The sequence below is a fragment of the Delftia sp. 11MD genome (assembly GCF_050907895.1).
Classification (GTDB): Bacteria; Pseudomonadota; Gammaproteobacteria; order Burkholderiales; family Burkholderiaceae_C; genus Comamonas; species Comamonas tsuruhatensis.
The window spans coordinates 6,191,748-6,218,312 of sequence record NZ_CP194333.1 but is presented as its reverse complement, the minus strand read 5'-3'; the positions used below and the strand labels follow the sequence as shown (position 1 = coordinate 6,218,312).

Annotated in this window: 27 protein-coding genes; 19 read left to right on the top strand and 8 right to left on the bottom strand. The window is 68.2% G+C overall.

Annotated elements, in window-relative coordinates; translation table 11 throughout:
• Window positions 1-48: 48 nt before the first annotated feature.
• Window positions 49-837 (bottom strand): nucleotidyltransferase family protein, encoded by a 789-nt coding sequence (locus ACRSCF_RS28465; RefSeq protein WP_034363410.1) that lies wholly within the window; start codon window positions 835-837, stop codon window positions 49-51.
• Between the two features lie 117 nt (window positions 838-954).
• Here ACRSCF_RS28465 and tkt point away from each other — a divergent pair, with 117 nt between their 5' ends.
• The 4 genes from tkt to ACRSCF_RS28445 all read left to right on the top strand — a co-directional run bounded on the left by tkt (window position 955) and on the right by ACRSCF_RS28445 (window position 5,186).
• Window positions 955-3,000, top strand: a complete 2,046-nt coding sequence (tkt, locus tag ACRSCF_RS28460) for a transketolase (RefSeq protein ID WP_244387614.1) — start codon at window positions 955-957, stop codon at window positions 2,998-3,000.
• 109 nt (window positions 3,001-3,109) lie between these two features.
• Entirely contained in the window at window positions 3,110-4,111 is a 1,002-nt protein-coding gene (gene gap, locus ACRSCF_RS28455; protein WP_034363412.1) for a type I glyceraldehyde-3-phosphate dehydrogenase, read from the top strand.
• 124 nt (window positions 4,112-4,235) lie between these two features.
• On the top strand, window positions 4,236-4,772 hold the full coding sequence (locus tag ACRSCF_RS28450; RefSeq protein WP_016449832.1) for a hypothetical protein: 537 nt from the start codon (window positions 4,236-4,238) through the stop codon (window positions 4,770-4,772).
• A 54-nt stretch (window positions 4,773-4,826) separates the two neighbouring features.
• Complete coding sequence (locus tag ACRSCF_RS28445; protein ID WP_016449831.1) at window positions 4,827-5,186, top strand: tRNA-binding protein; 360 nt, start codon at window positions 4,827-4,829, stop codon at window positions 5,184-5,186.
• A 28-nt stretch (window positions 5,187-5,214) separates the two neighbouring features.
• Here the strand turns inward: ACRSCF_RS28445 and ACRSCF_RS28440 are convergent, their stop codons facing one another.
• The 3 genes from ACRSCF_RS28440 to ACRSCF_RS28430 all read right to left on the bottom strand — a co-directional run bounded on the left by ACRSCF_RS28440 (window position 5,215) and on the right by ACRSCF_RS28430 (window position 8,475).
• The gene (locus ACRSCF_RS28440) at window positions 5,215-6,189 is read right to left on the bottom strand and encodes a tripartite tricarboxylate transporter substrate binding protein (RefSeq protein ID WP_016449830.1); all 975 of its coding nucleotides are present in this window, start codon (window positions 6,187-6,189) and stop codon (window positions 5,215-5,217) included.
• Entirely contained in the window at window positions 6,186-7,439 is a 1,254-nt protein-coding gene (locus ACRSCF_RS28435; RefSeq protein WP_244387613.1) for a M20 aminoacylase family protein, read from the bottom strand. Before ACRSCF_RS28435 ends, ACRSCF_RS28440 begins: the two co-directional genes overlap by 4 nt.
• A 142-nt stretch (window positions 7,440-7,581) precedes the next feature.
• A complete protein-coding gene (locus tag ACRSCF_RS28430; protein ID WP_016449828.1) occupies window positions 7,582-8,475 on the bottom strand; it encodes a LysR family transcriptional regulator in 894 nt (297 codons plus the stop codon).
• Between the two features lie 141 nt (window positions 8,476-8,616).
• Between ACRSCF_RS28430 and dkgB the strand changes: the two genes are divergently transcribed.
• Window positions 8,617-9,438, top strand: coding sequence for a 2,5-didehydrogluconate reductase DkgB (dkgB, locus tag ACRSCF_RS28425; RefSeq protein ID WP_034363414.1), 822 nt, complete (start codon window positions 8,617-8,619; stop codon window positions 9,436-9,438).
• A 158-nt stretch (window positions 9,439-9,596) separates the two neighbouring features.
• A complete protein-coding gene (locus tag ACRSCF_RS28420; RefSeq protein ID WP_047217875.1) occupies window positions 9,597-11,276 on the top strand; it encodes a long-chain-fatty-acid--CoA ligase in 1,680 nt (559 codons plus the stop codon).
• Between the two features lie 68 nt (window positions 11,277-11,344).
• Here ACRSCF_RS28420 and ACRSCF_RS28415 read toward each other — a convergent pair whose 3' ends face one another.
• Window positions 11,345-12,790 (bottom strand): L-lactate permease, encoded by a 1,446-nt coding sequence (locus ACRSCF_RS28415; protein ID WP_016449825.1) that lies wholly within the window; start codon window positions 12,788-12,790, stop codon window positions 11,345-11,347.
• 143 nt (window positions 12,791-12,933) lie between these two features.
• Between ACRSCF_RS28415 and ACRSCF_RS28410 the strand changes: the two genes are divergently transcribed.
• The 9 genes from ACRSCF_RS28410 to ACRSCF_RS28370 all read left to right on the top strand — a co-directional run bounded on the left by ACRSCF_RS28410 (window position 12,934) and on the right by ACRSCF_RS28370 (window position 20,490).
• Window positions 12,934-13,425 carry an Lrp/AsnC family transcriptional regulator gene (locus ACRSCF_RS28410; RefSeq protein WP_016449824.1) on the top strand — a complete coding sequence of 164 codons (492 nt, stop codon included), beginning with the start codon at window positions 12,934-12,936 and terminating at the stop codon, window positions 13,423-13,425.
• A gap of 81 nt (window positions 13,426-13,506) precedes the next feature.
• Window positions 13,507-14,097: a TetR/AcrR family transcriptional regulator gene (locus tag ACRSCF_RS28405; RefSeq protein WP_013804518.1), complete on the top strand. Its 591-nt coding sequence runs from the start codon at window positions 13,507-13,509 to the stop codon at window positions 14,095-14,097.
• A gap of 136 nt (window positions 14,098-14,233) precedes the next feature.
• Window positions 14,234-15,118, top strand: coding sequence for an NAD(P)-dependent oxidoreductase (locus tag ACRSCF_RS28400; RefSeq protein ID WP_034363416.1), 885 nt, complete (start codon window positions 14,234-14,236; stop codon window positions 15,116-15,118).
• A gap of 22 nt (window positions 15,119-15,140) precedes the next feature.
• Window positions 15,141-16,337 (top strand): MFS transporter, encoded by a 1,197-nt coding sequence (locus ACRSCF_RS28395; protein ID WP_034363546.1) that lies wholly within the window; start codon window positions 15,141-15,143, stop codon window positions 16,335-16,337.
• Window positions 16,338-16,536: 199 nt separating this feature from the next.
• Window positions 16,537-17,067 carry a cupin domain-containing protein gene (locus ACRSCF_RS28390; RefSeq protein WP_016449821.1) on the top strand — a complete coding sequence of 177 codons (531 nt, stop codon included), beginning with the start codon at window positions 16,537-16,539 and terminating at the stop codon, window positions 17,065-17,067.
• A gap of 14 nt (window positions 17,068-17,081) precedes the next feature.
• Window positions 17,082-17,936: an alpha/beta fold hydrolase gene (locus ACRSCF_RS28385; RefSeq protein WP_034363418.1), complete on the top strand. Its 855-nt coding sequence runs from the start codon at window positions 17,082-17,084 to the stop codon at window positions 17,934-17,936.
• Between the two features lie 22 nt (window positions 17,937-17,958).
• Entirely contained in the window at window positions 17,959-18,765 is an 807-nt protein-coding gene (locus ACRSCF_RS28380; RefSeq protein ID WP_126311145.1) for an IclR family transcriptional regulator, read from the top strand.
• Window positions 18,766-18,819: 54 nt separating this feature from the next.
• Window positions 18,820-19,617 carry an aspartate dehydrogenase gene (locus tag ACRSCF_RS28375; protein ID WP_034363548.1) on the top strand — a complete coding sequence of 266 codons (798 nt, stop codon included), beginning with the start codon at window positions 18,820-18,822 and terminating at the stop codon, window positions 19,615-19,617.
• A 111-nt stretch (window positions 19,618-19,728) separates the two neighbouring features.
• Window positions 19,729-20,490, top strand: a complete 762-nt coding sequence (locus tag ACRSCF_RS28370) for a 5'-methylthioadenosine/adenosylhomocysteine nucleosidase (RefSeq protein ID WP_013804513.1) — start codon at window positions 19,729-19,731, stop codon at window positions 20,488-20,490.
• A gap of 12 nt (window positions 20,491-20,502) precedes the next feature.
• Here the strand turns inward: ACRSCF_RS28370 and ACRSCF_RS28365 are convergent, their stop codons facing one another.
• The 3 genes from ACRSCF_RS28365 to ACRSCF_RS28355 all read right to left on the bottom strand — a co-directional run bounded on the left by ACRSCF_RS28365 (window position 20,503) and on the right by ACRSCF_RS28355 (window position 21,694).
• Window positions 20,503-20,811: an XRE family transcriptional regulator gene (locus tag ACRSCF_RS28365; protein WP_034363421.1), complete on the bottom strand. Its 309-nt coding sequence runs from the start codon at window positions 20,809-20,811 to the stop codon at window positions 20,503-20,505.
• Entirely contained in the window at window positions 20,808-21,155 is a 348-nt protein-coding gene (locus ACRSCF_RS28360) for a type II toxin-antitoxin system RelE/ParE family toxin (protein ID WP_324622804.1), read from the bottom strand. Before ACRSCF_RS28360 ends, ACRSCF_RS28365 begins: the two co-directional genes overlap by 4 nt.
• A 263-nt stretch (window positions 21,156-21,418) precedes the next feature.
• Window positions 21,419-21,694 (bottom strand): hypothetical protein, encoded by a 276-nt coding sequence (locus ACRSCF_RS28355; protein WP_074931722.1) that lies wholly within the window; start codon window positions 21,692-21,694, stop codon window positions 21,419-21,421.
• Between the two features lie 654 nt (window positions 21,695-22,348).
• Between ACRSCF_RS28355 and ACRSCF_RS28350 the strand changes: the two genes are divergently transcribed.
• Genes ACRSCF_RS28350 through ACRSCF_RS28335 form a run of 4 tightly spaced genes read left to right on the top strand, consistent with a single transcriptional unit; the run spans window position 22,349 to window position 26,556 of the window.
• The gene (locus ACRSCF_RS28350; RefSeq protein WP_012202888.1) at window positions 22,349-23,119 is read left to right on the top strand and encodes an SDR family oxidoreductase; all 771 of its coding nucleotides are present in this window, start codon (window positions 22,349-22,351) and stop codon (window positions 23,117-23,119) included.
• 12 nt (window positions 23,120-23,131) lie between these two features.
• Window positions 23,132-24,025, top strand: coding sequence for an IclR family transcriptional regulator (locus ACRSCF_RS28345; protein WP_034363426.1), 894 nt, complete (start codon window positions 23,132-23,134; stop codon window positions 24,023-24,025).
• Entirely contained in the window at window positions 24,018-24,815 is a 798-nt protein-coding gene (locus ACRSCF_RS28340; protein WP_047217882.1) for an SDR family oxidoreductase, read from the top strand. Before ACRSCF_RS28345 ends, ACRSCF_RS28340 begins: the two co-directional genes overlap by 8 nt.
• Before the next feature lie 34 nt (window positions 24,816-24,849).
• Window positions 24,850-26,556 carry a thiamine pyrophosphate-binding protein gene (locus ACRSCF_RS28335; RefSeq protein ID WP_034363429.1) on the top strand — a complete coding sequence of 569 codons (1,707 nt, stop codon included), beginning with the start codon at window positions 24,850-24,852 and terminating at the stop codon, window positions 26,554-26,556.
• The last annotated feature ends 9 nt before the right edge of the window (window positions 26,557-26,565 follow it).

Below are 26,565 nucleotides of genomic sequence, written 5' to 3'. Positions count from 1 at the left end.
GCGGGCGCCCCAGGCCAACGTGCCAGGCCGGCGTGTCAGTCCGACGTCTCAGGCGGCTGGCGTGTTGAGCCGCTGCAGCCGCTCGGGCGTGCCCACGTCGGTCCAGCGCCCGGCATACAGGCTGGCGCTCACCTGGCCGGCGGCCATCGCCCGGCGCAGCAGCGCCACCAGCGGCACGCGCCAACCGTCGGGGTTGCCGGGCGGGATGTCGCACCAGGGCGCGGCAAACAGCTCGGCGCGCAGCAGCGCAATGGTGCCGTAGGTCTGGCGCGGACGGGCATCGCCCTCGGGCCAGTCGCAGGCCAGGCCCAGTTCGTCCACGCCGAAGTCGCCACGCGGATGGTGCTCGGGGTTGGGCACCAGCCACAGATGGGCCAGCCGTCCGCTGGCGGCAAATTCGCGGGCCGCCTCGAACGGGAAATCAAAGTCGGGCGCGTAGACATCGCCGGCCGCCAGCCAGAACACCGTGTCCAGAAGCGGCAACGCGCGCGCAATGCCTCCTGCGGTCTCCAGCGCCTGCTCGGGCTCGGGGGAATAGGCCAGATGCAGCGGCTCGCCACCTGTGTCGGGCGCGAAGCGCGCCCCGAAGCGCGCGGGAATCTGCTCGCCCAGCCAGCCCGTGTTGACCACGGCGCGGCGCACGCCGGCCTGCGCAAGGGCCTGCAGGTGGTGCTGCAGCAGTGGCCGGCCCTGCACCTGCAGCAGCGGCTTGGGGCAGGTGTCGGTCAGCGGCCGCATGCGCTCGCCACGGCCTGCGGCCAGCAGCATGGCCGGTGGCTGCTCGGTGAGGAAAAGCGCCTTGGCGGCGGGGAACGGCTGGATGGGCGAGGCGGTCATGGAGCGCAACTGTAGACCATTGCCAGCGGCCATTGCCCCGCGCGCGGGAGCCGAAAACCCGCGTCCTTTAAAATAGCCGGCTTACTCTGATTACCCCCTCCTTCACGGAGCGCCCTGATGGCCAACACTCAACAAATGGCGAATGCGATCCGCGCACTCGCAATGGATGCCGTTCAACAAGCCAACTCCGGCCACCCCGGCGCCCCCATGGGCATGGCCGACATGGCCGTGGCACTGTGGAGCCGTCACCTCAAGCACAACCCCGTCAACCCGCAATGGGCTGACCGTGACCGCTTCATCCTGTCCAACGGCCACGGCTCCATGCTGATCTACGCGCTGCTGCACCTCACGGGCTACGCGCTGCCGATCGACGAGCTCAAGAACTTCCGCCAGCTGCACAGCAAGACGGCCGGCCACCCCGAAGTGGGCATCACCCCCGGCGTGGAAACCACCACCGGCCCGCTGGGCCAGGGCATCACCAATGCCGTGGGCTTCGCGCTGGCCGAAAAGCTGCTGGCCGCCGAGTTCAACCGCGCAGGCCACGCCATCGTCGACCACCACACCTACGTGTTCCTGGGTGACGGCTGCCTGATGGAAGGCATCAGCCACGAGGCCGCGGCCCTGGCCGGCGCCTGGAAGCTGGGCAAGCTGGTGGCGCTGTACGACGACAACGGCATCTCCATCGACGGCAAGGTCGCCCCCTGGTTCATCGACAACACGCCCGCCCGCTTCGAAGCCTATGGCTGGAACGTGGTGCGCGACGTGGACGGCCACAACGTGCAGGCCATCGATGCCGCCATCGCCGCCGCCAAGAAGAGCAGCGACAAGCCCACGCTGATCTGCTGCAAGACCAGCATCGGCAAGGGCTCGCCCAACCGCCAGGACACGGCCAAGGCCCACGGCGAGCCCCTGGGCGCCGAGGAAATCGCGCTGACCCGCGCGGCCCTGGGCTGGGAGCACGGCCCCTTCGACATCCCCGCCAGCGTCTACGGCGACTGGGATGCCAAGGCCGCCGGCGCCAAGGCCGAAGCGGCCTGGAACAAGAAGTTCGCCGCCTATGCCAAGGCCTTCCCCGAACTGGCTGCCGAATTCAAGCGCCGCATGGCCGGTGACCTGCCCGCCAACTTCGGCGAGATCGCCGCGCAGATCGCCTCCGACGCGCATGACGCAGGCGCCACCGTGGCCAGCCGCAAGGCCAGCCAGCTGGCCCTGGAAGGCCTGACCGCAGCCCTGCCCGAACTGCTGGGCGGCTCGGCCGACCTGACCGGCTCCAACCTGACCAACACCAAGAGCACGCCTTCGCTGCGCGTGGACGACAAGGGTGCCGTGGTCCTGACCGATGACGGCAAGATCGGCCGCCACATCAACTACGGTGTGCGCGAGTTCGGCATGGCCGCCATCATGAACGGCATCGCCCTGCATGGCGGCTACATCCCCTACGCAGGCACCTTCCTGACCTTCAGCGACTACAGCCGCAACGCCATCCGCATGGCCGCGCTGATGAAGCAGCGCGTGGTCCATGTCTTCACGCACGACTCCATCGGCCTGGGCGAAGACGGCCCGACCCACCAGTCCATCGAGCACGCCGCCTCTCTGCGCCTGATCCCGGGCCTGGATGTCTGGCGCCCTGCCGACACCACGGAAACCGCCGTCGCCTGGACCGTGGCCCTGAGCCAGAAGAACAAGCCCACGGCCCTGCTGCTGTCGCGCCAGAACCTGGCCTACGCAGCCAAGACCGAAGACACGCTGGACGACATCGCCTGCGGCGCCTACGTGCTGTCCGAGCCCAAGGCCGTCGGCCTGAACAAGAAGGCCCAGGCCGTCATCATCGCCACCGGCTCCGAAGTGCAGCTGGCCCTGGCAGCCCAGAAGCTGCTGGCCGAGCGCAAGGTCGCCGTGCGCGTGGTCTCCATGCCCAGCACCACCACCTTCGACAAGCAGGACGCCAAGTACAAGAGCCAGGTGCTGCCGGCCAACCTGCCGCGCATCGCCGTGGAAATGGGCGTGACCGACTTCTGGTGGAAGTACGGCTGCGCCGCCGTCGTCGGCATCGACACCTACGGCGAATCGGCCCCAGCGCCCGTGCTGTTCAAGCACTTCGGCTTCACGGCCGAGAACGTGGCCGACACCGTGCAGGCTGCGCTGCAGCGCGCCGGCAAGTAAAGCTGCGAGAAGGGGCCTGTGGCCCCTTTTTGCCGCCCGCCAGGCCCGGCCTGGCCCTCACCGTTTCAGTTTTTCCGTTTTTCGCAATCCGTCAATCCAAGAGGCAAATATGACGATCAAGATCGGTATCAACGGCTTCGGCCGCATCGGCCGCATGGTGTTCCGCGCTGCCGTGCAGAACTTCAGCGACATCGAAGTCGTGGGCATCAACGACCTGCTCGAGCCCGACTACCTGGCCTACATGCTCAAGTACGACAGCGTGCACGGCCGTTTCAAGGGCGAGGTCTCGGTGGAGGGCTCCAACCTGATCGTCAACGGCAAGACCATCCGCCTGACGCAGGAGCGCGACCCCGCCAACCTGAAGTGGAACGAAGTCGGCGCCGACATCGTGATCGAGGCCACCGGCCTGTTCCTGACCGACGAGACCGCACGCAAGCACCTGGCTGCCGGCGCCAAGAAGGTCATCATGTCCGCGCCTTCCAAGGACAGCACCCCGATGTTCGTCTTCGGCGTGAACTGCAAGACCTACGCCGGCCAGGACGTGATCTCCAACGCCTCGTGCACCACCAACTGCCTGGCTCCCGTGGCCAAGGTGCTCAACGACAAGTGGGGCATCAAGCGCGGCCTGATGACCACCGTGCACGCTGCCACCGCCACGCAAAAGACCGTGGACGGCCCCAGCAACAAGGACTGGCGCGGCGGCCGCGGCATCCTGGAAAACATCATTCCCTCCAGCACGGGCGCAGCCAAGGCCGTGGGCGTGGTGATTCCCGAGCTCAACAAGAAGCTGACCGGCATGTCCTTCCGTGTGCCCACCTCCGACGTGTCGGTGGTGGACCTGACGGTGGAGCTGAACAGCGAAGCCAGCTACGAAGAGATCTGCGCCGAAATGAAGGCCCAGTCGCAAGGCGTGCTCAAGGGCGTGCTGGGCTACACCGAAGACAAGGTCGTGGCCACGGACTTCCGCGGCGAGTCCTGCACCTCGGTGTTCGATGCCGAAGCCGGCATCGCCCTGGACAAGACCTTCGTGAAGGTCGTGTCCTGGTACGACAACGAGTGGGGCTACTCGAACAAGTGCCTGGAAATGGTGCGCGTGGTCGCCGCCAAGTAATCCTGGCGCGAACCGCTGCGGGGCCTGTCGACGGGCCCTGCACCAGGCCGGCATCGGACGCGATGCCGGCCTTTTTCATGGAAGCTGCGACACTGGCGGCTTGTGCGCCACACCGGAGGTTCCCATGGCTGTCCACGCGAGTTCCACCACGCTGATCGTGCTGCTGCCCCTGCTGGTCTGGCGCCTGCACGCGCGTTACCGGCGGCTCGTGGGGCGCCAGCGCACGAACAAGTACCGGCCCTGGATCACGCTGGGCATCTACACCGTGCTGCTGGGCCTGGTGAGCTGGGTCGCCTGGGGCCACTGGCCTGCGCTGGCGGCGCTGGGCGGCGGGCTGGTCTGCGGCGGGCTGCTGTCGCGCTGGGCCTGGTCGCGCACGCAGCTCGAACCGACTCCACAGGGCCTGTACTACACGCCTCATACCCATCTGGGCATTGCCCTGTCCCTGCTGTTCCTGGCGCGCATCGCCTGGCGCGTGGTGCAACTGGCCTGGCTGTCGCCGGGCGCCGATACCGGCCTGCATGGGTTCATTGCCAGTCCGCTCACACTGTCGGTGTTCGGGCTCATGGCGGGGCACAGCACGGGCTATGCGATTGCGCTGTATCGCTGGCGCCAGCGCGTGCTGGCCGCCAAGCGGGCGCGCGAGGCGGCCCAGGTCTAGCACTGCAAGCGTTGCTCGACAAAGCCGGCACCGGCGGCGCGGCATCATGGCCGCATGACTACTTCATCCGCATTGCACGAGACCATTGGCTTTGACGACTTCCTCAAGGTGGAGCTGCGCGTGGGCCGCATCGTGGACGCCCAGGTGTTCAAGGAGGCGCGCCGCCCCGCCTATGTGCTGCAGGTCGACTTCGGCCCGGCGCTGGGCCTGCGCAAGTCCAGCGCCCAGATCACGGCGCTGTACCGGCCCGAGGAACTGATAGGCCGCCAGGTGGTGGCTGTGCTGAACTTTCCCAGCAAGCAGATCGGGCCCATGCGCTCGGAATGCCTGGTCACGGGATTCCACAACGAGAACGGCGAGGTGGCGCTGTGCGTGCCCGACCGCGAGGTGCCGCTGGGTACCAAGCTGCTGTGACGGCCTGGGTGACTGTTGGCCTGGGTGACTATTCGATGCGCACGTCGGCCGCCTTGACGATGCGCCCGGACGCTTCCCAGTCGTCCTTGAGCAGGCGCTGGAATTCGGCGGCCGGCAGGGTGGCGGCTTCCACGCCCACGCGGGCCAGGCGCTCCTGGACCACGGGCTCGGCCAGCACCTTGCGCACGGCGGCGTTGATGCGCTCCACTTCGGCGGGCGGCGTGCCGGCCGGTGCCAGCAGGCCCAGCCAGGAGTCGAAGGCATAGCCGGGCACGCCGGACTCGGCCACCGTGGGCAGATCGGGCAGGAAGCGCGACCGTTGCTGGCCCGAGTAGGCCAGCAGTTTGACGCGCGGGTCCTTCTGGAAGGCCAGCATGCCGATGGTGGCGCCCGTGACCAGCTGCACGCGGCCGGCCAGCAGTTCGGTCGTGGCGTCGCCCGTGGATTTCATGGGGATGTGCTGCAGCTTGACGCCCGCCTGCGCGGCCAGCGAGGCCGAGGCCAGGTGCGAGGCGCTGCCATTGCCGGCCGACGCATAGTTGAGCTGGCCGGGCTGGGCCCTGGCGCGCTGCAGCAGCTCGCCCAGGGTCTGCACGCCCGAGGCGGCCGGCACGCCCACCACATAGCCCGTGCGGCCCAGGAAAGACACGCCCACGAAGTCCTTGAGCGGGTCATAGGGCAGCTTCGCGTACAGATGGCCGGCCAGGTTGTGGCTGGCCGCAGCCAGCACCAGGGTGTTGCCGTCCGGCGCGGACTTGGCCACCTGGGCCGTGCCCACGCTGCCACCCGCGCCCGCCCGGTTTTCCACCACCACGGTGGCGCCCAGGGCCTGGCCCAGTTCATTGCTGAAGGTGCGTGCCACCGTGTCCTGCGTGGCGCCCGCGCCGAAGGGCACGACGATGCGGATCACGCGTTCGGCATGCACGGCCGGTGCCAGTCCCAGGGCCAGGGCTGCTGCCAGCAGAACGCGGCGGGTGACGGGAGAAGGGTGAGAGGTTTTCATGGGGAAGTTTCCTGGGTGACGGCAAGCCACCGCTCCACCAGCCGCACGAAGTAGCTGGCGCCGATGGCAAGGATGTCGTCGTTGAAGTCGTAGGAGCGGTTGTGGATCAGGCAGGGGCCGTCGCCATGGCCGGGCAGTCGGTGATCGCCCTGGCCGTTGCCGATGAAGGCGTAGCAGCCGGGGCGCGCCTGCAGCATGTGGGCGAAGTCCTCGGCCGCCAGCACGCCGGGGAACTGCGTGTCCACGGCGTCGTCGCCCGCGATCTCGCGCATCACGGCGGCGGCGAAGGCGGCCTCGGCCGCGTGGTTGACCAGGGGCGGAGAGGCGCGCCGGAAATGGATCTCGGCCCTGCAGCCATGGGCCAAGGCCGTGTGCTCGGCCTGGCGGCGCAGGGCGGCTTCGAGGATGTCCAGCGCCGCCACGGAGAAGGTGCGCACCGTGCCGCCCACCCAGGCGCTGTCGGGAATCACGTTGGGCGCGTCCGAGCCCTGGATCTGCGTGACCGCCAGCAGCGCGCGTTCGCGCGAATCCACATGGCGCGCGACCAGGGTCTGCAGCTGCTGGGCCAGATCAATGGTGGCGGCCACCGGATCGGTGCCCGTGTGCGGCAGCGAGGCATGCGTGCCCTGCCCATGCAGCACGATGCGGAAGGTGTTGCTGGAGGCCATGAGCGCGCCCGGGTTGAGCGCGAAGCTGCCCACGCGGTCCAGCGCGAAGTTGTGCAGTGCGAAGACCGCATCGCAGGGGAAGCGCTCGAACAGGCCTTCGTCGATCATCCTGCGTGCGCCGGCCTTGCCCATCTCTTCGGCGGGCTGAAAGATCAGGTGCACCGTGCCCGCGAAGTCGCGCGTGCGTGCCAGATGCCAGGCCGCGGCCAGCAGCATGGTGGTGTGGCCGTCATGGCCGCAGGCATGCATGCGGCCTGCGTGCTGCGAGCGGTGGGCGAACCGGTTTTCTTCCTGCAGCGGCAGCGCATCCAGGTCGGCGCGCAGGCCGATGGTGCGCGTGCCGTGGCGTGCGTACGTATTCCTGCCGTGCACCACGCCCACCACGCCCGTGCCGGCCAGGCCGGTGTGCACCTCCACGCCCCAGGCGGCCAGGCGTTCGGCCACGATGGCCGAGGTGCGGTGTTCCTCGAAGCCCAGCTCAGGGTGGGCATGCAGGTCGCGCCGCAGGGCCACGAAGGGCGCCATGTCGGCAAAGCTTTCGATCAGGTGGGGCAAGGCGGTCTCCGGCCGCAGCCGGCCCATGCCTGCTGCGGCGAATCCCGGATTCTGTAAAGCCGCCAGCCCTGCGGCAACGAAGCAAAACGCATATGCATGCGCCCTGCATGCACAAGCCGAACGGGCCGATCAAGCCGTTCAGGCCGTTCAGGCGGACGTCACAGGGCCCTCAGGACTGCGCCATGCGCTGCGCGAGAAAGTCCAGGAAGGCCGTGATGCGCGCGGCCAGCGCCGTGTTGCGGTAGTAGACGGCGTGGATGGGCTGGCGCTGCTGCACGGTCTCGCGCGCCAGCACCTGCACCAGCTCGCCCTGGGCGCGATCGCGCACGGTCATGAAGTCGGCCAGGCAGACCACGCCCTGGCCGGCCAGGGCCAGCTGGCGCATGGTCTCGCCGCTGGAGGCCGTGAGCTGGGGCGCGGCATCCCAGCGGTCGCCGCCCTCGGGCGTGCGCAGCGGCCAGTGGTTCAGGCCCGGCACCTGGCTGTTGCCGATGCGCTGGTGGCGCGCCAGCGCGGCCACGCTCGCCACGGGGCCATGGGCCTGCAGGTAGGCGGGGCTGGCCAGCACGCGCAGCAGGCTGTGGCACAGCAGCCGCGCATGCAGCGTGGAGTCGCGCAGCTCGCCGATGCGGATGGCGATGTCGGTGCGCTGGGCCAGCAGGTCGATGTGCAGGTCATCGGTGTTCAGCTCCAGCGTGATCAGCGGATAGAGCGCGCGGAACTCACCCACCAGCGGCACGATGGCATGCAGCATGAAGGGCGAGGCCGCGTTGACGCGCAGCAGCCCGGCCGGCGCCTCACGGCGCGCGGCCAGTTCCTCCTCGGCCGCGTCCAGGGCCTGCAGCACCTCGCGCGTGCGGGCCAGGAAGCGCGCGCCTTCCTCGGTCAGCTCCAGGCTGCGCGTGGTGCGCCGCACCAAGGTGGTGGCCAGCTTTTTCTCCAGGCGCGACAGGCTGCGGCTGATGCCCGAGGTGGTCTGTCCCAACTGCTCGGCCGCCGCCGTGATACTGCCGCAGTCGATCACGGCGCGAAAGGCCTGCAACTCGTCCAGGGTGGTTTTCATGGGATGCCAGCTTGGCGCAATTGTTGCTGCAGCGTCAAATATTTTCTGCTGATACCAGGCTTTATCTGCAAGCGTGAACGCGCCAGACTGCAGTCTTCGAGGCGTTGTTCCGCGCCTTGTTTGCTTTTTTGAAAGACCTGCATGACATCGACTGCCTCTCTCGCTTCCGTGGTGCCCGCGTTCGGCCTGGGCACCTTCCGCCTCAAGGACGAGGTGGTGCGCCACTCCGTGGGCCAGGCCCTGGAAGTGGGCTACCGCGCCATCGACACCGCCCAGATCTACGGCAACGAGGCCGATGTGGGGGCCGCCATCGCCGCCAGCGCCGTGCCGCGCGATCAGCTGTTCCTCACCACCAAGATCTGGACCGAGAACCTGTCCGCCGACGCGCTGATCCCCAGCCTGGAGCGCAGCCTTGAAGCCCTGCGCACCGACCATGTGGAGCTGACGCTGATCCACTGGCCTTCGCGCAGCGTGCCGCTGGAGGACAGCCTGGGCGCCCTCATGCGCGCCAGGGAGCAGGGGCTGACGCGCCACATCGGCGTGTCCAACTTCAACATCGCGCTGCTGCAGCAGTCCATCGCCGCCGTGGGCGCCGCGAACATCGCCACCAACCAGATCGAGCTCAGCCCCTATCTGCAAAACCGCGCCGTCACCGACTTCGCACGCCAGCAGGCCATTCACACCACCTCGTACATGACGCTGGGCTACGGCAGGCTGCTGGCCGATCCCGTGCTGGCCGACATCGCCGCCGCCCGCGGCGCCACGCCCGCCCAGGTGGCGCTGGCCTGGACCATGGCCATGGGCTATGCCGTCATCCCCTCGTCCACCCGGCGCGCCCACCTGCAGGCCAACCTGGACAGCTGCCAGCTGGTGCTGGGCGCCGAAGACATGCAGCGCATCGCCGCGCTGGAGCGCGGCGACCGCCAGGTCAGCCCAGACGGGCTGGCTCCGGCCTGGGATTGAACCGCGGTCGTGACGGAGGGCCTGGGCGGCCCGGCGAGCTTTGACCTGGAGCAACGCAATGCGGACCCTAGGGGTAGTACTAGGGTTATCACAGTATCGAACGACCGTGCTTTTTATGAGAATGCACGATTAGTCGAGACAACCAGGAGACAAGCAGCATGAGTGACCGCCCATGGCTGGGTGCCTATCCGGCAGGTGTGCCCGCCGACATCGATCCCTCCCAATACCCTTCGCTGGTGGCCCTGATGGAGGAGGCCTTCAGCCGCTACGCGGACCGTGTGGCCTATTCCTTCATGGGCAAGGAGCTGACCTACTCACAGGTCGATGCGCAAAGCCGCGCCTTCGCTGCCTATCTGCAGAGCCTGGGCCTGGCCCGCGGCGACCGCGTGGCGCTGATGATGCCCAACGTGCCCCAGTACCCCGTGGCCGTGGCCGCCGTGCTGCGCGCCGGTTTCGTGGTCGTCAACGTCAACCCGCTGTACACGGCGCGCGAGCTGGAGCACCAGCTCAAGGACTCGGGCGCCAAGGCCATCGTCATCATCGAGAACTTCGCCCACACGCTGCAGGCCTGCAAGGCCGCCACGCCCGTGCAGCACATGGTGCTGTGCACCATGGGCGACCAGCTGGGCATGCTCAAGGGCGCCATCGTCAATTACGTGGTGCGCAAGGTCAAGAAGCTGGTGCCGCCGTTCTCGCTGCCAGGGGCCGTGCGCTTCAACGACGCGCTGGCCAAGGGCATGCGCTCGCCCTTCCAGGCACCGCAGCTGCAGGCCTCCGACATGGCCCTGCTGCAGTACACGGGCGGCACCACGGGCGTGAGCAAGGGCGCGGTGCTGCTGCACAGCAACATCATCGCCAACGTGCTGCAGTCCGAGGCCTGGAACCAGCCCGCCATGGGCAAGGTGCCGGCCGGCGAGCAGCCCACCAGCATCTGCGCGCTGCCGCTGTACCACATCTTCGCCTTCACGGTGAACATGATGCTGTCCATGCGCACGGGCGGCAAAACCATCCTGATTCCCAATCCGCGCGACCTCAAGGCCACGCTCAAGGAGCTGTCCACGCAGCGCTTTCACAGCTTCCCGGCCGTGAGCACGCTGTTCAACGGCCTGGCCAACCACCCGGACTTCAACACCGTGGACTGGTCGCACCTGAAGGTCTCGGTCGGCGGCGGCATGGCGGTGCAAAGCGCCGTGGCCCAGCTGTGGCTGCAAAAGACCGGCTGTCCCATCTGCGAGGGCTACGGCCTGTCGGAGACCAGTCCCTCGGTCAGCTGCAACCCCGTCACCTCCACCGAGTTCTCGGGCACCATCGGCGTGCCCCTGCCCAGCACCTGGATGAAGCTCGTCGATGACGAAGGAAACGACGTGACCACCATCGGCGAGCGCGGCGAGGTCGCCATCAAGGGCCCGCAGGTCATGGCCGCCTACTGGCAGCGCCCCGACGAAACCGCCAAGGTGTTCACCGCCGACGGCTACTTTCGCACCGGCGACATCGGCACCATGGACGAGCGCGGCTACTTCAAGATCGTGGACCGCAAGAAGGACATGGTCCTGGTCAGCGGCTTCAACGTCTATCCCAATGAAGTGGAGGACGTGGTCTCCAACTGCCCCGGCGTGCTCGAATGCGCCGTGGTCGGCGTGCCCGACGAGAAGACCGGCGAGGCCGTCAAGCTGGTCATCGTGCGCAGGGACGACAGCCTCACCGAACAGGCCGTGCGCGACTTCTGCCACGACAACCTCACGGGCTACAAGCGGCCCCGCGTGATCGAGTTCCGCACCGAACTGCCCAAGACCCCGGTTGGCAAGATCCTGCGCCGGGAGCTGCGCGACAGCAAGTAACGCGGGCGGCTTGCCGTGTTTGCAAAGAGGCGCTGCGGCGCCTCTTTTCATTGGGAGGGAACACGTCTTCAGAACACGCCCGGACCCGCCAGGGCCAGCGCCGCCAGCGCCACGGCCGCCGCATTGAGGCAGGCCAGCGCAAAGCCGAAGCGCACCAGCTCGCCTTCTTCCTGCGCGGTGGTCCGTGCCAGGCCCAGCACCAGCATCACGATGGACAAAGAGCCCAGCGCCGCATGCCCGGCGGCGCTGTTGTGCACGGCGGCCAGCAGCAGGCGCGAGGACTCGGGCAGCAGGGCGATGGCGGGCATGAAGATCGCGTTGCCGCCCACGTTGGAGCCCGTCATGTAGCCGGCCAGCGCACCGAAGGCCGCCACGATGGGCGCCAGGGCCGCAGGCGCCAGTTCGGCCAGCAGCTGCACCAGGCCGGACAGGAAACCGGCCTTGACCATCATCTGGGACATGGCCAGAAAGAAGAAGATGGTCAGCAGCGGGCGCTTGGCGCGGGCGGCCAGAGCACCAGCCAGGGCAACGCCACGGCCGGCCCCGCGCGCCAGCAGCAGTGCCAGCACCAGGGTCAGCGCCACGCCCGGCGAGGCCAGCGGCTTCCAGGCCACCTGGGCGCCCTGCACGATCCAGCGCTGGTCCCACTGCGTGGCCAGGGCCAGCAGCTTGAGCAGCACGATGGCAAGGGCGAGCGCCAGATACGGCCAGGCCTGGCGCGGCCAGCCGGGTGCCGCCTGGGCCGTGCCGCGCAGCAGCAGCGCGCGCACCAGCATGCCCAGCGCAACCGCAAAGCCCGCGCCCACGCCCGCCACCTCGGGGCCCAGCCAGCGGCTGATGCCATGCAGCACGACCACGAACAGCAGGCCAAAGCCGCCCAGCAGCAGCCAGGCCCGCGCACCGCGCTCGCCTGCCAGGTGCAGGGACAGGGCGCCCAGCACCAGGAACACCGGCGCGCTGGTCAGCGAGGACACAGCGGCCAGCGCGGCCGCATCCACATGGGCCAGCGAGGCTCCGATCACCGTGGCCAGGCCCAGCGTGCCCCAGGGCATGATGGCCATGCCCGCCAGCGCCATGCGCAGTGCGGCGCGCCGCTCGAACAGGCTCAGCAGCAGCGGCACGGTGGCGATCAGCGACACGCCAAAACCCGTCATCGCCTCCAGCAGCGGCGCCAGGCCCAGCACGATGAACACCACCTGATCGGCCGGCCCCAGGCCCAGCGAGCGCACCCACTGGCTCAGCGCCTGGTTCACGCCCATGCGTTCGATGAGGATCACGAAACCCAGGCCCGGCACGATCACGAAGGCCGTGCTCAGGAACAGCACGCCCGTGTCGCGCGCTGCGGCCAGGGCGGCGCCGGAAGCGGCGATGCCCTTCGCCATCCAGGCATCGACCAGCCACAGCAGGGCGACCAGCGCCGCCCCGGCCATGGCCGCCTGCACAGGCGGGCGGCGCAAAACCATGAGCATGGACATCACAAGAAACACGGGAGACAGGTGGAGCAGGGTGGCCATGGGATGGGCTTTCTCGGCAGGCAGGTCCGCATGCGTTGGATGCGGAAAACGACGAAATACTATTTCGCAGCACCTGTTTTTTGGTCTCTGAATTGAGGGTGTTTGCGAGAAAATTTCTCACCCTCCAAAAGTCCTCGCGTCCCATGACCAAGCACACCGCCCACCCTGCACACCTGGCCGACCTCGACGGCTTCGACCGCGCCATCCTGGCCATCGTCCAGCGCGACAGCACGGTACCGCTGCGCCTGCTGGCCGAGCAGGTCAACCTGTCCACGGCCGCCGTGCAGCGCCGCCTCAAGCGCATGCAGGCCGAAGGCGTGATCACCGGCCAGGCCGCCACCGTGGACCCCACGCGCGTGGGCCGGCCCATCACCATCATCGTGGAGGTCATGACCGAGCGCACCAGCATCGATGCGCTCAACGCCATGAAATCGCACTTCGCCGTGCCCGAGGTCCAGCAGTGCTACTACGTCACGGGCGAGGTGGACTTCGTGCTCGTGCTCACCGTGGCCACCATGCAGGAGTACGAGGCCCTGGCGCGGCGCCTGTTCGCCGAGAACCCCAACGTCAAATGGTTCAAGACCATCGTGGCGCTGGACCGCGTGAAGGTCGGGCTGGAAATTCCCTGCGAGTGAAGGCCCTTTGGCGCAATCTTGACAGCCGCTAAACGGCCGCCTACATTGAATGGAATGATCGTTCCAATTCAATGAGCCACCATGCGCACCAAGGACTTCGACCCCGATGACATTGCAGACGCCGCCATGCAGGTGTTCTGGCAGCGCGGCTACGCGGCCACCTCGGTGCAGGACCTGGTGGACGGCACGGGCCTGTCGCGCAGCAGCCTGTACGGCACCTTCGAGAACAAGCAGGGGCTGTTCCAGCATGCGCTGCGCCGCTATGAGGCCGTGACCACCTCCAACGTGGAACTGCTGTCCGGCCCGGGACGCGCCCGGGACCTGGTGCGGCAGCTGCTGCTGCGCATCGTGCAGGACGAATTGAGCGATGCCGGGCGCCGGGGCTGCCTGGTCGCCAATGCCGCGCTGGAGCTGGCCGGCCATGACGAGGCCGTGGCCGAGAGGGTGGCCGGCAACTTCCAGCGCCTGCAAAAGGCGCTGGAAAAGCTCATCCTGCGCGGCCAGCAGGAAGGCGATATCACCGACAGCAAAAAGCCGCGCGCCCTGGCGCGCTTCGTCCTGAACACCGTGCAGGGCCTGCGCGTGCTGGGCAAGGGCAGCAGCGCGCCGCAGCGCCGCCAGTGCCTGATGGATGTGGTCGACGTGGTCGACATGGCGCTGCAGGCGCAATAGCCGGCCACCCGCCACCCGCCGCGCGCATGTCGTGCCGTTGCGGGTTTTTATTTTCCTTGAATTGGAATGATCGTTCCAGTAATCCGGATCTCAGTTTTCCGTGTCTGTTCCACTCTCTCATCACCCAGGAGTTCCCATGCATTCAAACCTTCAAACCACCATTGCCGTGCTCGGCACGGGCCTGATCGGTGCGCCCGTCGCGCGCAACCTGCAACGCAAGGGCTTCACCGTCCGCGCCTGGAACCGGACGGCCGCCAAGGCCCAGGCCCTTGCGACCGACGGCGTTCAGGCCTGCGGCGATGCGGCCGACGCCGTGCGTGGCGCCCGCATCGTCGTCACCGTGCTCAAGGACGGGCCGGCCGTGCTGCAGGCCATGCAGGCTGCAGCGCCCGCATTGCAGCCGGGCACACTGTGGCTGCAACTGAGCACGGTGGGTGTGGATGCCATCGCGCCGCTGGCGCAGTTCGCCGATCGGCATGGCCTGGTGTTCTACGACTGCCCCGTGCAGGGCACGCGCCAGCCGGCCGAGCAGGGCCAGCTGGTCATCCTGGCCGCAGGCCCGCTGGCGCAGCGCGGCCAGGTGCAGCCGGTGTTCGATGCCATCGGCAAACGCAGCCTGTGGATTGCGCAGCAGGCAGGCGCCGCCAGCCGGCTCAAGCTGGCGCTCAACCACTGGGCCTTCGCACTCACGCATGGCCTGGCCGAAAGCCTGGCGCTGGCCAAGGGGCTGGACATAGAACCGGCCCTGGTGGTCGATGCCGTCACGGGCGGGCCCATGGACAGCGGCTTCTTCCAGGCCAAGGCCGCTGCCATGCTGTCAGGCCGCTACGACGCCAGCTTCACCGTGGCCAATGCCGTCAAGGACGCGCAACTGGTGGCCGATGCCGCCGCCGGCGCAGGCCTGCTGCTGGATGGCGCCCAGGCCGGGCTGCGCCGCTTCGAGCGCGCGCTGGCCGCCGGGCATGGCGACAAGGACATGGCGGCATCCCACCTGGCATCCCATCCAGCCTCCCATGCCTGAGATGCGCAGCAAGGACAAGGCAATGAATTCGCCCATGGACACCTCCTTCGACACAGGCCTGCCACTGGGCAGGCTGCTGGCCCTGGCGATGGCAGGCTTTCTGGCCATCATGACCGAGGCCCTGCCGGCCGGCCTGCTGCCGCAGATCGGCACGGGACTGGCTGTGTCCGAAGCCATGGCCGGCCAGATGGTCACGTTATACGCGCTGGGTTCGGTACTGGCCGCCATTCCCGTCGTGGCCGCCACGCGCGGGCTCAGGCGCCGGCCGCTGTTCATGGCGGCGGTGGGCGGGCTGCTGCTGTTCAACAGCCTCACCGCGTTGTCCGGCCACTACGGCCTGACCCTGGCCGCGCGCTTTGCCGCAGGCATGGCTGCGGGCGTGATCTGGGGGCTGGTGGCCGGCTATGCGCGGCGCATGGTGCCGCCGCATCTGCAGGGGCGTGCACTGGCCGTGGCGGGCGTGGGCCAGCCGTTGGCCCTGGCGGCCGGCGTGCCGCTGGGCGCCTGGCTGGGCAGCCTGTTCGACTGGCGCGGCGTGTTCTGGGCGCTGTCGGCGCTATGCCTGCTGCTGCTGGCCTGGGTGCGGCTGGGTGTGCCGGATTACGCCGGGCAGACGGCGCAGCAGCGCCTGCCCGTGGCGCGCATCTTGCTCATGCCCGGCGTGCGCCCCGTGCTGCTGGCGCTGTTCGGCTGGATGCTGGCCCACAACATGCTCTACACCTTCATCGCGCCCTTCCTGGCTTCGGCGGGTCTGGGGCAAAGGGTGGATGGGGTGCTGCTGCTGTTCGGCCTTGCGGCCATTGCCGGCATCTGGCTCACGGGCCTGCTGGTGGACCGCTGGCTGCGCGCACTCACCGTGCTGAGCCTGGCCTTGTTCGCCGTGTCTGCGTTGGTGCTGGGCCTGGCCGGGCAGTCGGCCGTGGCCGTTCTGATCGGCGTTGCGGCCTGGGGCCTGAGCTTTGGCGGCGCGCCCACGCTGCTGCAGACCGCGCTGGCCGACGCGGCAGGCGAGGGCGCCGACGTGGCCCAGTCCATGCTGGTGACGGTCTTCAACCTGGCCGTGGCGAGCGGCGGCGTGGCCGGCGGACTGCTGCTGGGCTGGCTGGGTGCCCGCGCCTTGCCCTGGGCGCTGGGGGTGTTGGCGCTGGCCTGCCTGTCCGTGGTCTGGCCGGCCAGCCATGCGGGCTTTCGGCCTGGGCGGCGCAGCATGGCTGCCTGAGGCACGGCCATCGCTGTTGCACCCGCATCGCTGTTCCCTAACGGACGGGGCAGCAAAGGGGCCACATGCCGCTGCGCATGTGGCCCTTGTTGCGTGCGATCAATCTTCCTATAATTGTTTTACCCCATGAACTGTGATTCATGGATAAAACAAATGGCGCCTTCCCCGCCATGATCCACCGACGTTGATGGAGAGACACATGTCCGAATCCGCTCAGAACACGCCCCGCACCTGGGACCAGCCCGAAGGCTCCAGCTTCGAACAATGGATGGAATCGCGCGTGGCGCGGTTTTCCACGCGCAAGTACGACTTCGACGCGCTGAAGTTCCAGGCCGACTTCGATCCCAAGTACCGCCGTGGCCAGATGCGCTACATCGGCACGGGCGGCACGGGCGTGGCTGCGGACAGCAACACCATCCCGGCCGAGCACTTCACCTTCTCCACCATGGTCATCCCGGCCGGCAATGAAGGCCCATCGCACCTGCATACCGATGTGGAGGAAGTCTTCTTCCTGATCCGCGGCAAGCTCAAGCTCGTGCTGGAGAAGGACGGCCAGCGCTTCGAGACCATCCTGACCGACCGCGACGTGGTCTCCGTGCCGCCCGGCGTGTACCGCGAGGAAATCAACATCGGCGACGAAGACGCGCTGATGTGCGTGATGCTGGGTGCCAAGAAGCCCATCACGCCCACCTATCCCCCAGAACACCCCCTGGCAAAAATCAAACGTTGAGTAGCGGGCCTGCCATGACCGCGCAGACGCTGCAGCGCATGGAGCAGCGCCTTCAGGCGCAGTTCCCCGAACACCTCATCGCCCTGCCCGGGGGCGCCCAGGTCGCCTGGCGCGAGGCCGGCGACACGGCCTCGGACTTTGCCGTGGTGATGCTGCATGGCATCAGCTCGGGCGCCGCGTCCTGGATGGACGTGGCCCTGGCGCTGGCGCCGCGCACGCGTGTGCTGGCCTGGGACGCGCCCGGCTATGGCCGCTCCACGCCGCTGGCACCCGCCGCGCCCACGGGCGCCGACTACGCCCGCGTGCTGGAGCAGTCGCTGCAGGCGCTGGGCGTGCGCCGCTGCCTGCTGGTGGGCCACTCGCTGGGTGCGCTCATGGGCACGCCCTGGGCGGTGCAGGCCGGTGCCGGGCGCGTGCAGCAACTGGTGCTGATCAGCCCCGCTGGCGGCTATGGCGCACCCGGCATGGGCGAGCAGCAGGCCAAGGTACGCCAGGGCCGTCTTGCGGCCCTGCAGGAAAAAGGCATCGAAGGCCTGGCTGCCGCCATCGACCAGCGCCTGGTCTCGCCCGCCGCGCCCGAGCCCGTGCGCCAATGGGTGCGCTGGAACACGGCGCGCCTGCATGCCGCAGGCTACGCCCAGGCCGTGGAGCTGCTGTGCGGCAGCGACCTGGGGCAGGCGGAGGGGCACCTTGCCATGCCGGTCGAGGTCTGGGTGGGAGAGCACGACGTCGTCACGCCGCCGGCTGCCTGCGCGGCCTGGGCCGCAAGACTGGGGGCGCGGTACGTTACGCTTGCGGCAGCCGGCCATGCCTCTGTCGTCGAACAACCTGCGGATGTCGCACAGAGGCTGGCCACCCTGCTGACCTGATGGCCTACCTGCCCGAATTGCGATGAGCGATACCTCCGAAACCCTCTCCACCGACAACGACCGCTACACCGTTCCCGCGCTGGAGCGCGGCCTGCGCCTGCTGGCCTGCTTCACGCCTTCGCAGCCCGTGTGGAGCGCGCCCGACCTGGCGCGCACCCTGGCGCTGCCCCGGTCCACGGTGTTCCGGATGCTGACGACGCTGGAGGGCATGGGGTATCTGCAACGCTCGGGCACCGAATACCGGCTGGGCCTGGCCGTGCTGCGCCTGGGCTACGACTACCTGTCCACCCAGCCGCTGGCCCAGCTGGCCGAGCCCGTGCTGCAGTCGCTGTGCGACCGGCTGGGCTTCACCACCAACCTGGCGCTGCTGGACGGCACCTCCGTGGTCTATGTGGCGCGCATCGCGCCGGCCGGCGCCTTCCAGGGCGCCGTGCGCGTGGGCTCGCGGCTGCCGGCCCATGCCACCGTGCTGGGCCGGGCACTGCTGCAGGACATGGACGCGGACCAGCTGCGCGCCCTGTTCGGCGGCAGCGAACTGCCCCAGTTCTCGGAAAGCACGCCGCGCAGCGTGGAACAGTTGCTGCAGTTGCTGCAGCAGGACCATGAACGCGGCTACGCCATGGGCGAGGGCTTCTACGAGCCCGGCGTCTCCAGCATCGCCGCGCCCGTGCGCGATGCGCAGGGGCGCATCGTGGCGGGCCTGGGCATGGCCGTGGCCTTCACCGAAATCGCTCCCGGCCGCATGGCCGACTGGGTGGAGCAGGTACGTGCCGCCGCCGATGAGCTGGCCGGCCACCTGCGCACCCAGCATCCCGGTTTTCTGCGCTGAACGGATGGTGGGCACACCGGCCGCCAGCGCATTCCTTCCCAGAAAGATATGACGATGAAGATTGCTGTGATTGGCTGCGGTGCGATTGGCGCCAGCGTGCTCGAACTGCTCAAGGGACATGCCGCCGTGCAGGTGGGCTGGGTGCTTGTGCCGGAAGTGACCGACGCCGTGCGCGCCACCCTGGCCCTGCATGCGCCCCAGGCGCGTGCCGTGCCTTCGCTGGCGGCCGAAGACCGGCCCGACCTCATCGTGGAGTGCGCGGGCCATGCCGCCATCGAGGAGCATGTGCTGCCCGCCCTGCGGCGCGGCATTCCTGCCGTCGTGGCCTCCATCGGCGCACTCAGCGCCCCGGGCATGGCCGAGGCCGTGCAGGCGGCGGCCGAGGCCGGAGGCACCCAGGTGCAATTGCTGTCGGGTGCCATCGGCGGCGTGGATGCGCTGGCCGCTGCGCGCATCGGCGGCCTGGACGAAGTGGTCTACACCGGCCGCAAGCCGCCCCTGGCCTGGACCGGCACGCCCGCAGAACAGCGCTGCGACCTCGCCAGCCTCAAGGAAGCCTTCTGCATCTTCGAAGGCAGCGCACGCGAGGCCGCCCAGCTCTACCCCAAGAACGCCAACGTGGCCGCCACCCTGTCGCTGGCCGGCATGGGCCTGGACCGCACCACGGTGCGCCTGTACGCCGACCCGGGCGTGGACGAGAACGTGCACCATGTGGCCGCGCGCGGCGCCTTCGGATCCATGGAATTGACCATGCGCGGCAAGCCGCTGGCGGCCAACCCCAAGACCTCGGCCCTCACCGTCTACAGCGTGGTGCGCGCCGTGCTCAACCAGGCCACGGCCATTGCCATCTGAGCCGCGCCGGGCACAGGCTCGCGGCACAATGGGCGCTTTCGCCCCGCAGGCGGCCCCCGGGCCGCCTTTGCTTTTTGCCTGTGCCGTTGAAACGTTGAAAGAGAAGCCACCATGACCATCGCCATCCTCAGTGCCCTGCCGCAGGAACAGGAAGGCCTGGTCCATGCCCTGTCCGACGCCCAGGGCACGGCCCACGCCGGCCGCATGTTCTGGCGCGGGCGCCTGCACGGGCACGACGTGGTCTGCGCGCTGTCGGGCATAGGCAAGGTGGCGGCCGCCACCACGGCCACGGCGCTGATCGAGCGCTTCGGCGTGCGCCGCATCGCCTTCACCGGCGTGGCCGGTGGCCTGGGCGAAGGCGTGCGCGTGGGCGATGTCGTCGTGGCCGACGAATACCTGCAGCACGACCTGGACGCCTCGCCCATCTTCCCGCGCTGGGAAATGCCCGGCTACGGACGCACGCGCCTGCCCTGCGACCCTGAAATGACCGCCGCGCTGCTGGCCGCCGCCCAGGCCTGCGTGGCCGAGGCGGGCGAAGACCTGCGCGCCGCCCACGCCACCACGGCGCCGCGCGCGCACCAGGGGCTGATTGCCAGCGGTGACCAGTTCGTGGGCACGGCGGGCGCTTCTTCCGCGCTGGCGCAGGGCCTGCGTGCTGCAGGGCATGAAGTGCTGGCGGTGGAGATGGAAGGGGCTGCGGTGGCGCAGGCCTGCCTGGACTATGGCGTGCCGTTTGCGGCCATGCGGACTGTTTCCGATCGGGCGGATGACAGTGCGCATGTGGACTTTGCGGAGTTTGTGAGGGTGGTGGCGAGTCGGTATGCGTTGCGGGTGGTGGATGGGTTTTTGCGGCGGCTGTCAGCGCAGCGCTGAGCGGTAGTGCTTTTATGCCGCTGATGCCTGGAGAACCGTCGCATCGTCCAGTTCAAAGTGCAAAGCCGTGCCAAGCGCCACGCTGGCGCGGGCCAACGTGGCCAGGGTGACGCCGGTGTCGTTTGCGTCCAGCAGGCGGTTCACCACCATGCGGCTGGTGCGCATGCGTGTCGCCATCTCGGTCTTGCTGACTTTCTGGGCTTTCATCGCCTGTGCGAATTGCGAGGAAATCACCCGCTTCACTGCGATAGCTGTGGCCTCCTCAAGCAGGCCTTCTTCTTCGAGGAAGTCATCGAAATTGCTGCCTAGATGTTTGTTCATGGGGTATTCCTCAGCTTCTTGAGCCGGTTTCTGGCAGTTGTCAGATCCGGCGCGGGGGTCTTGGCCGACTTCTTGATGAAGCCATGCAGCAGAACCATTTTTCCATTCTGGGCCGTGAATAGGACACGTGCGATGCCATCGCCAATGCTGCACCGCACCTCCCACAGTCCTGGCTCCATCTTGCGTACTACGGGCATGCCCAGAGGCCAGTAGTATTGGACAGTCTTGATATCGGCGCCGATGGCTTTGCGGTCTTCCACCGTAAGTTCAAGAAGCCAGTCACGCACGGGCTCCTTGCCGGCATCGGACCGGTAGAAGACAACGGAAAGAATGGGCTCTTCCATCGGAAAAGTGTATCTAAAAAAGTACTATTTTGCTGCGTATCTTTACTGATGACCGTGTAGCCCGTGTGTCATCGGAGGCCAAAGCCTTGACGCTGGACGCGAGGGGAATTCCTGCTACTGCGATTGCTTGGTTTCGATGCCTGGTTCCTGGCCTGGCAGCCGATGGCCCATCTTGATGCGCCAAGAAAGGTCAGGTCAAAGACGGCAACCCGAATGCCCGCGACCCCTTCGCTGCGCTCGGCCGGATGTGGCCGCCCTCGCGGCTATGGGCTTTGAGTGGGGTCGCAACCTACGCTTCTGGCTTCGCCTTGCACATAGTCGGCCAGTGACTCAGCGCCGTCGCGGATGGCGCGCAGTGCGTGAGCCATGGCTTGCGGACGTCGCAAGTCTTCTGGGGCATGGAGGCTGGCCAATGCAAGTTGGGCCAGGGCCCGTATTTCGTTGCAGCCTTCCTGTACCCATCCATTGGTGTCGGTGATGGTGCGAGCCAGTTGCTCGAAGCTGGCGCGCGTGGGAAGAGCGGTGCGCTGATCGTTCATGTTTTCGTACTCCTGTGCGAGACGGAAACACCCGACCTGCGTTTTCAAGCGCAGAAAGGGTGGATGGGATGTTGAAAACACGCACACAGACGTGCGGGCAGCCTTGCGGGTAGCCCCATCCCATCCAAAACCGTGTGGACGTGCGGGTGCGATGCCCACTGTCCAAGTGTTCAGACGTGACGAGGCCTCACTTTCGGGGAGGCTCTGCCGCTGTGTGTTGATGGTGTTTTCAAGCACCAGCCCCGGAACAGGGGGCCACCGAAATCATAGAGGCATTCCACAACCCCGCCTCAAACCCCAGGCCGAGCGAAGCGACGGCGCGCACCCATTCCCCGTATGAGCGCGCTGCGGCGTGGTGGTTGCGGGGTTGCAGTCCTGCCGAAGGACAGGACTGCTTCGTCATCTGGCTCGCTGCGGTCGGCCGCCGGGCCGAAACCCGGCTCCCGCCCGCAGGGCGGGCATGTCCTCGCAAGCCATAAAACGCCCCCATCCAAAACACACCCAGACACACCTCTGTCATCCATTTCCCACACGTCTCCGTGTTTTCCCCAATCCCACCCCGAACCATCAGTCCTAAACTCACGCTTGTTTCAAGAAAAAAGTGTCATTTCAAATTTGAAACAGACACAAACCCCCCTTCGATTGAGGTACGCCATGAACACCACGCCCTCCACAGGCCAGCTTGCCGGCCGCCGCATCCTCGTCACAGGCTCGGCGCGCGGCCTGGGCTTTGCGTTCGCCAAGGCCTTTTGCGAGCAGGGCGCGCGTGTCGCCATGGCCGATCTGCGCGAGGAGCTGCTGGCCGAGTCCGTGGCCCGGCTGCGTGCGCAGGGCTTCGAGGCCCATGGCTTCGGGCTGGATGCCGGCAATCCGGAGTCGATAGAGCGCTGCGCGCAGCAGGCCGTGCAGGCGCTGGGCGGGCTGGACGGCCTGGTGAACAACGCGGCCGTGACCGATTCGGGCGGCAAGGGCATGGACGACATCGATCTGGACAAGTGGGACCAGGTGATGAACGTGAACGTGCGCGGCGTGTGGCTGATGACGCGCGCCTGCCGCGCCGCGCTGCGCGACAGCGGCCGGGGTGCCATCGTGAACCTGGCGTCCGATACCGCGATGTGGGGCGCCCCCAACCTGATGGCCTATGTGGCCAGCAAGGGCGCGGTGATGGCCATGACGCGTTCCATGGCGCGCGAGCTGGGCGCCGACGGCATCACCATCAACGCCGTGGCGCCGGGCCTGGTGCTGGTGGAGGCCACGGAGTACGTGCCCGAGCACCGCCACCGCCTGTACATCGACCAGCGCGCGTTGCAGCGCGAGCAGCGGCCCGAGGATGTGTCGGGCGCCGTGGCCTATGCGCTGTCCGATGGCGCGCGCTTCGTGACGGGGCAGGTGCTGCCCGTCAACGGCGGCTTCGTCATGAATTGAAGGGGTTTCGCCATGACCGACACCCCCTCTTCCGGGAATGCCGAGAGCGCCGAGAGCGCGGACAACGGCACCGACAAGTACATGGTGCCCGCGCTGGAGCGCGGCCTGCGCCTGCTGCAGGAGTTCGGGCGCGGCAATGCCACGCTGGGCGCGCCCGAGCTGGCCCGCCGCCTGCAGCTGCCGCGCGCCACGATTTTCCGCATGCTCAACACGCTGGAGGCCATGGGCTTTCTGCAGCGTGCCGAGGGCAGCAATGACTACCGGCTGGGCCTGTCCGTGCTGCGCCTGGGCTTCGAGTTCCTGTCGTCCATGGACCTGACCGAGCTGGGCCAGCCCGTGATCGCGCGGCTGTGCGGCGAGATCCGCTACCCCTGCAACATCGTGGTGCGTGATGGCCGCTCCATCGTCTATGTGGCCAAGGTCACGCCACCCACGCCGCTGACCAGTTCGGTGCGCGTGGGCACGCGCCTGCCTGCCCATGCCACGGCACTGGGCCGCGTGCTGCTGGCCGACCTGTCCCTGCCCGAGCTGCGCGCGCTCTATCCCGAAGAGCACCTGGAAGCGCACACGCCCAAGACGCCGCGCACGGTGCTGGACCTGTTCAACCTGGTCGAGGCCGACCGCGAGCGCGGCCATGTGTTCAGCGAAGGCTTCTACGAAAGCTCCATCTGCACCATCGCCGCCCCCGTGCGCGACCACAGCGGCCGCGTGGTGGCGGCGCTGGGCACGACGGTCCCCGCGCCCCATGTGGAGGAGGGCCGTGCCGTGACCCTGATCGCCGGCGTCTGCGACGCGGCGGCCGAGCTGTCCGAGCTGCTGAACTACCGCCCGCAAACGCAGACGCAAACGCAGACGGCACAGCTGCTTTCCCTCAATTCCCGGCGCGCAGGAGGCGGCCATGTTTGATTCCCAACTCAAGGACACCACGGCCGTCGTCACCGGCGGCTCTTCGGGCATTGGCCTGGCCACGGTCGATCTGCTGCTGTCGCAGGGCGCGCGTGTCGCCCTGTGCGGGCGCAGCGCCGAACGCCTGGAGCAGGCCGTGCAGCAACTGCGCGGACGCCATCCCGAGGCCCGCCTGTTCGCCCAGGCCTGCGACGTGCTCGACGCCGCCCAGGTGCAGCAGTTCGCGCGTGACAGCGAGGCTGCGCTGGGTCCGGCCTCCATCCTCGTGAACAACGCGGGCCAGGGCCGGGTCTCGACGTTTGCCAGCACCGACGATGCGGCCTGGACCGAGGAGCTGCACCTGAAGTTCTTCTCGGTGCTGCATCCCACGCGCGCCTTTTTGCCGCAGCTCGAGCGCACGGCTGAGCCGGCCATCGTCTGCGTCAATTCGCTGCTGGCCTCGCAGCCCGAGCCGCACATGGTGGCCACCTCGGCCGCGCGCGCCGGCCTCAAGAACCTGGTGCGCTCCATGGCCACCGAGTTCGCACCCAAGGGTGTGCGCGTCAACGGCATCCTGGTCGGCCTGATCGAGTCCGGCCAGTGGCGCCGCCGCTTCGAGGCGCGCGAGGACCGCAGCCAGGACTGGAACGCTTGGAGCGCCGACCTCGCCCGCAAGAAGTCCATTCCGCTGGGCCGCCTGGGCTCGCCCGACGAGGCCGCGCGCGCCATCTTCTATCTCGCCACGCCCCTGTCCTCCTACACGACCGGCAGCCACATCGACGTCTCCGGTGGCCTTGCACGGCAAGCGTAGTGCTTCAGCCCCTTCACCCGATTCAAAGCAGAACATGACTTCTTCCGCATCCAAAATCACCGTCGGCGCCGTTGTGGCCCAGTTCCTCGAACACTGCGGCGTGCAGGCCGCGTTCGGGGTGATCTCCATCCACAACATGCCCATCCTGGACGCGATGCATGCGCGCGGCAGGGTCCGCTTCGTGATGGCGCGCGGCGAGGCCGGCGCCGGCAACATGGCCGATGCCTGCGCGCGTTCCACCTCCAGCCTGGGCGTGTGCATCACCAGCACCGGCCCGGCCGCCGGCAACATCGCCGGCAGCCTGGTGGAGGCCTATACGGCCGGCACGCCGCTGCTGCACATCACGGGCCAGATCGAGACGCAGTACCTGGACCAGAAGCTGTCGTACATCCACGAGGCGCCCGACCAGCTGACCATGCTGGGCGCCGTGTCCAAGGCGGCGTTCCGCGTGCGCAGCGCCGAGACCTGCCTGTCCACCCTGAAGGCCGCCGTGCAGGCCGCCATGACCGCGCCGACCGGCCCGGTGAGCGTGGAGATTCCCATCGACATCCAGCAGACCGTGATCGACATGCCGGCCGACCTGTCGCCGCTGCCGGTGGCCGTGCTGGCCCCCAGCGAGGCCGCGCTCGACGCCCTGGCCGACACGCTGGCCAAGGCACGCCGCCCGCTGCTGTGGCTGGGCGGCGGCGCACGCCACGCAGTCGCTGCCGTGCAGCGCCTGAAGGCGCTGGGCTTCGGCATCGTCAGCACGGGCCAGGGCCGCGGCATCGTGGCCGAGGACGATCCGGCCTCGCTGGGCGCCTACAACATCCAAAAGCCCGTGGAGGCCTTCTACCAGCGCTGCGACGCCATGCTGGCCGTGGGCACGCGCCTGCGCAGCAACGAGACGCTGAAGTACGAATTGAAGCTGCCGCGCCCGCTGCTGCGTATCGATGTGGACGCCGCCCAGCAGGGCCGCTGCTACGCCGATGACGGCTTTGTCTGCGGCGACTCGGCCCTGGCGCTGACAGGCCTGGCCGACCGGCTGGAGGCGCGCGGCTACAAGGCCGACCCCGAGCTGCTGGCCGACCTGCGCCAGGTGCACGACGAGGCCGTGGCCACCATGCGCGACGGCCTGGGCCCGTACAGCGTGCTGGTGCAGGAGCTGCAAAAGGCCGTGGGCCGCAACTTCAACTGGGTGCGCGACGTGACCGTCTCCAACAGCACCTGGGGCAACCGCGAGCTGCGCTTTTTCGAGCCCAACGCGGGCGTGCACGCCACGGGCGGCGGCATCGGCATGGGCATGCCCATGGCCATCGGCGCGGCCGTGGGCGCGGCGGTCAGCGGCTCGGGCCGCAAGACGCTGGGCCTGGCGGGCGATGGCGGCTTCATCCTGAACCTGGGCGAGCTGGCCACGCTGGTGCAGGAAGAGTGCGACACCCTGATCGTGCTGATGAACGACCAGCGCTACGGCGTGATCCAGAACATCCAGGACGCCTCCTACGGCGGCCGCCGCTGCTATGTGGAGCTGCACACGCCCGACTACGCGCAGCTGTGCGCCTCCATCCAGCTGCCCCATGCCCGCGTTCAAGACCTCAAGGAGCTGCCGGCGGTGCTGCAGTCAGCCTGGACGAAGAAGGGCCCCTTCCTGCTGGAGATCGACATGCGCGCCATCGGCAATTTCAAGGCCACGTTCTCTGGCCCGCCCGTGAACAAGCTGGACCAGATCCCGGCCACCACCACGGCCACCAAGGCCGCCTGAGGCGGCTGG

What these genes read in the sequence shown, in the direction of transcription:
- ACRSCF_RS28450 (WP_016449832.1), top strand. Translation starts at nt 4,236, where the DNA reads ATGGCTGTCCACGCGAGTTCCACCACGCTGATCGTGCTGCTGCCCCTG.
- tkt (WP_244387614.1), top strand. Translation starts at nt 955, where the DNA reads ATGGCCAACACTCAACAAATGGCGAATGCGATCCGCGCACTCGCAATG.
- ACRSCF_RS28435 (WP_244387613.1), bottom strand. Translation starts at nt 7,439, where the DNA reads ATGGGCCGGCTGCGGCCGGAGACCGCCTTGCCCCACCTGATCGAAAGC.
- ACRSCF_RS28360 (WP_324622804.1), bottom strand. Translation starts at nt 21,155, where the DNA reads ATGGAAGAGCCCATTCTTTCCGTTGTCTTCTACCGGTCCGATGCCGGC.
- ACRSCF_RS28380 (WP_126311145.1), top strand. Translation starts at nt 17,959, where the DNA reads ATGAGCGATACCTCCGAAACCCTCTCCACCGACAACGACCGCTACACC.
- ACRSCF_RS28420 (WP_047217875.1), top strand. Translation starts at nt 9,597, where the DNA reads ATGAGTGACCGCCCATGGCTGGGTGCCTATCCGGCAGGTGTGCCCGCC.
- gap (WP_034363412.1), top strand. Translation starts at nt 3,110, where the DNA reads ATGACGATCAAGATCGGTATCAACGGCTTCGGCCGCATCGGCCGCATG.
- ACRSCF_RS28400 (WP_034363416.1), top strand. Translation starts at nt 14,234, where the DNA reads ATGCATTCAAACCTTCAAACCACCATTGCCGTGCTCGGCACGGGCCTG.
- ACRSCF_RS28395 (WP_034363546.1), top strand. Translation starts at nt 15,141, where the DNA reads ATGAATTCGCCCATGGACACCTCCTTCGACACAGGCCTGCCACTGGGC.
- ACRSCF_RS28465 (WP_034363410.1), bottom strand. Translation starts at nt 837, where the DNA reads ATGACCGCCTCGCCCATCCAGCCGTTCCCCGCCGCCAAGGCGCTTTTC.
- ACRSCF_RS28340 (WP_047217882.1), top strand. Translation starts at nt 24,018, where the DNA reads ATGTTTGATTCCCAACTCAAGGACACCACGGCCGTCGTCACCGGCGGC.
- ACRSCF_RS28345 (WP_034363426.1), top strand. Translation starts at nt 23,132, where the DNA reads ATGACCGACACCCCCTCTTCCGGGAATGCCGAGAGCGCCGAGAGCGCG.
- ACRSCF_RS28335 (WP_034363429.1), top strand. Translation starts at nt 24,850, where the DNA reads ATGACTTCTTCCGCATCCAAAATCACCGTCGGCGCCGTTGTGGCCCAG.
- ACRSCF_RS28410 (WP_016449824.1), top strand. Translation starts at nt 12,934, where the DNA reads ATGACCAAGCACACCGCCCACCCTGCACACCTGGCCGACCTCGACGGC.
- ACRSCF_RS28385 (WP_034363418.1), top strand. Translation starts at nt 17,082, where the DNA reads ATGACCGCGCAGACGCTGCAGCGCATGGAGCAGCGCCTTCAGGCGCAG.
- ACRSCF_RS28390 (WP_016449821.1), top strand. Translation starts at nt 16,537, where the DNA reads ATGTCCGAATCCGCTCAGAACACGCCCCGCACCTGGGACCAGCCCGAA.
- dkgB (WP_034363414.1), top strand. Translation starts at nt 8,617, where the DNA reads ATGACATCGACTGCCTCTCTCGCTTCCGTGGTGCCCGCGTTCGGCCTG.
- ACRSCF_RS28405 (WP_013804518.1), top strand. Translation starts at nt 13,507, where the DNA reads ATGCGCACCAAGGACTTCGACCCCGATGACATTGCAGACGCCGCCATG.
- ACRSCF_RS28445 (WP_016449831.1), top strand. Translation starts at nt 4,827, where the DNA reads ATGACTACTTCATCCGCATTGCACGAGACCATTGGCTTTGACGACTTC.
- ACRSCF_RS28430 (WP_016449828.1), bottom strand. Translation starts at nt 8,475, where the DNA reads ATGAAAACCACCCTGGACGAGTTGCAGGCCTTTCGCGCCGTGATCGAC.
- ACRSCF_RS28350 (WP_012202888.1), top strand. Translation starts at nt 22,349, where the DNA reads ATGAACACCACGCCCTCCACAGGCCAGCTTGCCGGCCGCCGCATCCTC.
- ACRSCF_RS28375 (WP_034363548.1), top strand. Translation starts at nt 18,820, where the DNA reads ATGAAGATTGCTGTGATTGGCTGCGGTGCGATTGGCGCCAGCGTGCTC.
- ACRSCF_RS28365 (WP_034363421.1), bottom strand. Translation starts at nt 20,811, where the DNA reads ATGAACAAACATCTAGGCAGCAATTTCGATGACTTCCTCGAAGAAGAA.
- ACRSCF_RS28370 (WP_013804513.1), top strand. Translation starts at nt 19,729, where the DNA reads ATGACCATCGCCATCCTCAGTGCCCTGCCGCAGGAACAGGAAGGCCTG.
- ACRSCF_RS28355 (WP_074931722.1), bottom strand. Translation starts at nt 21,694, where the DNA reads ATGAACGATCAGCGCACCGCTCTTCCCACGCGCGCCAGCTTCGAGCAA.
- ACRSCF_RS28440 (WP_016449830.1), bottom strand. Translation starts at nt 6,189, where the DNA reads ATGAAAACCTCTCACCCTTCTCCCGTCACCCGCCGCGTTCTGCTGGCA.
- ACRSCF_RS28415 (WP_016449825.1), bottom strand. Translation starts at nt 12,790, where the DNA reads ATGGCCACCCTGCTCCACCTGTCTCCCGTGTTTCTTGTGATGTCCATG.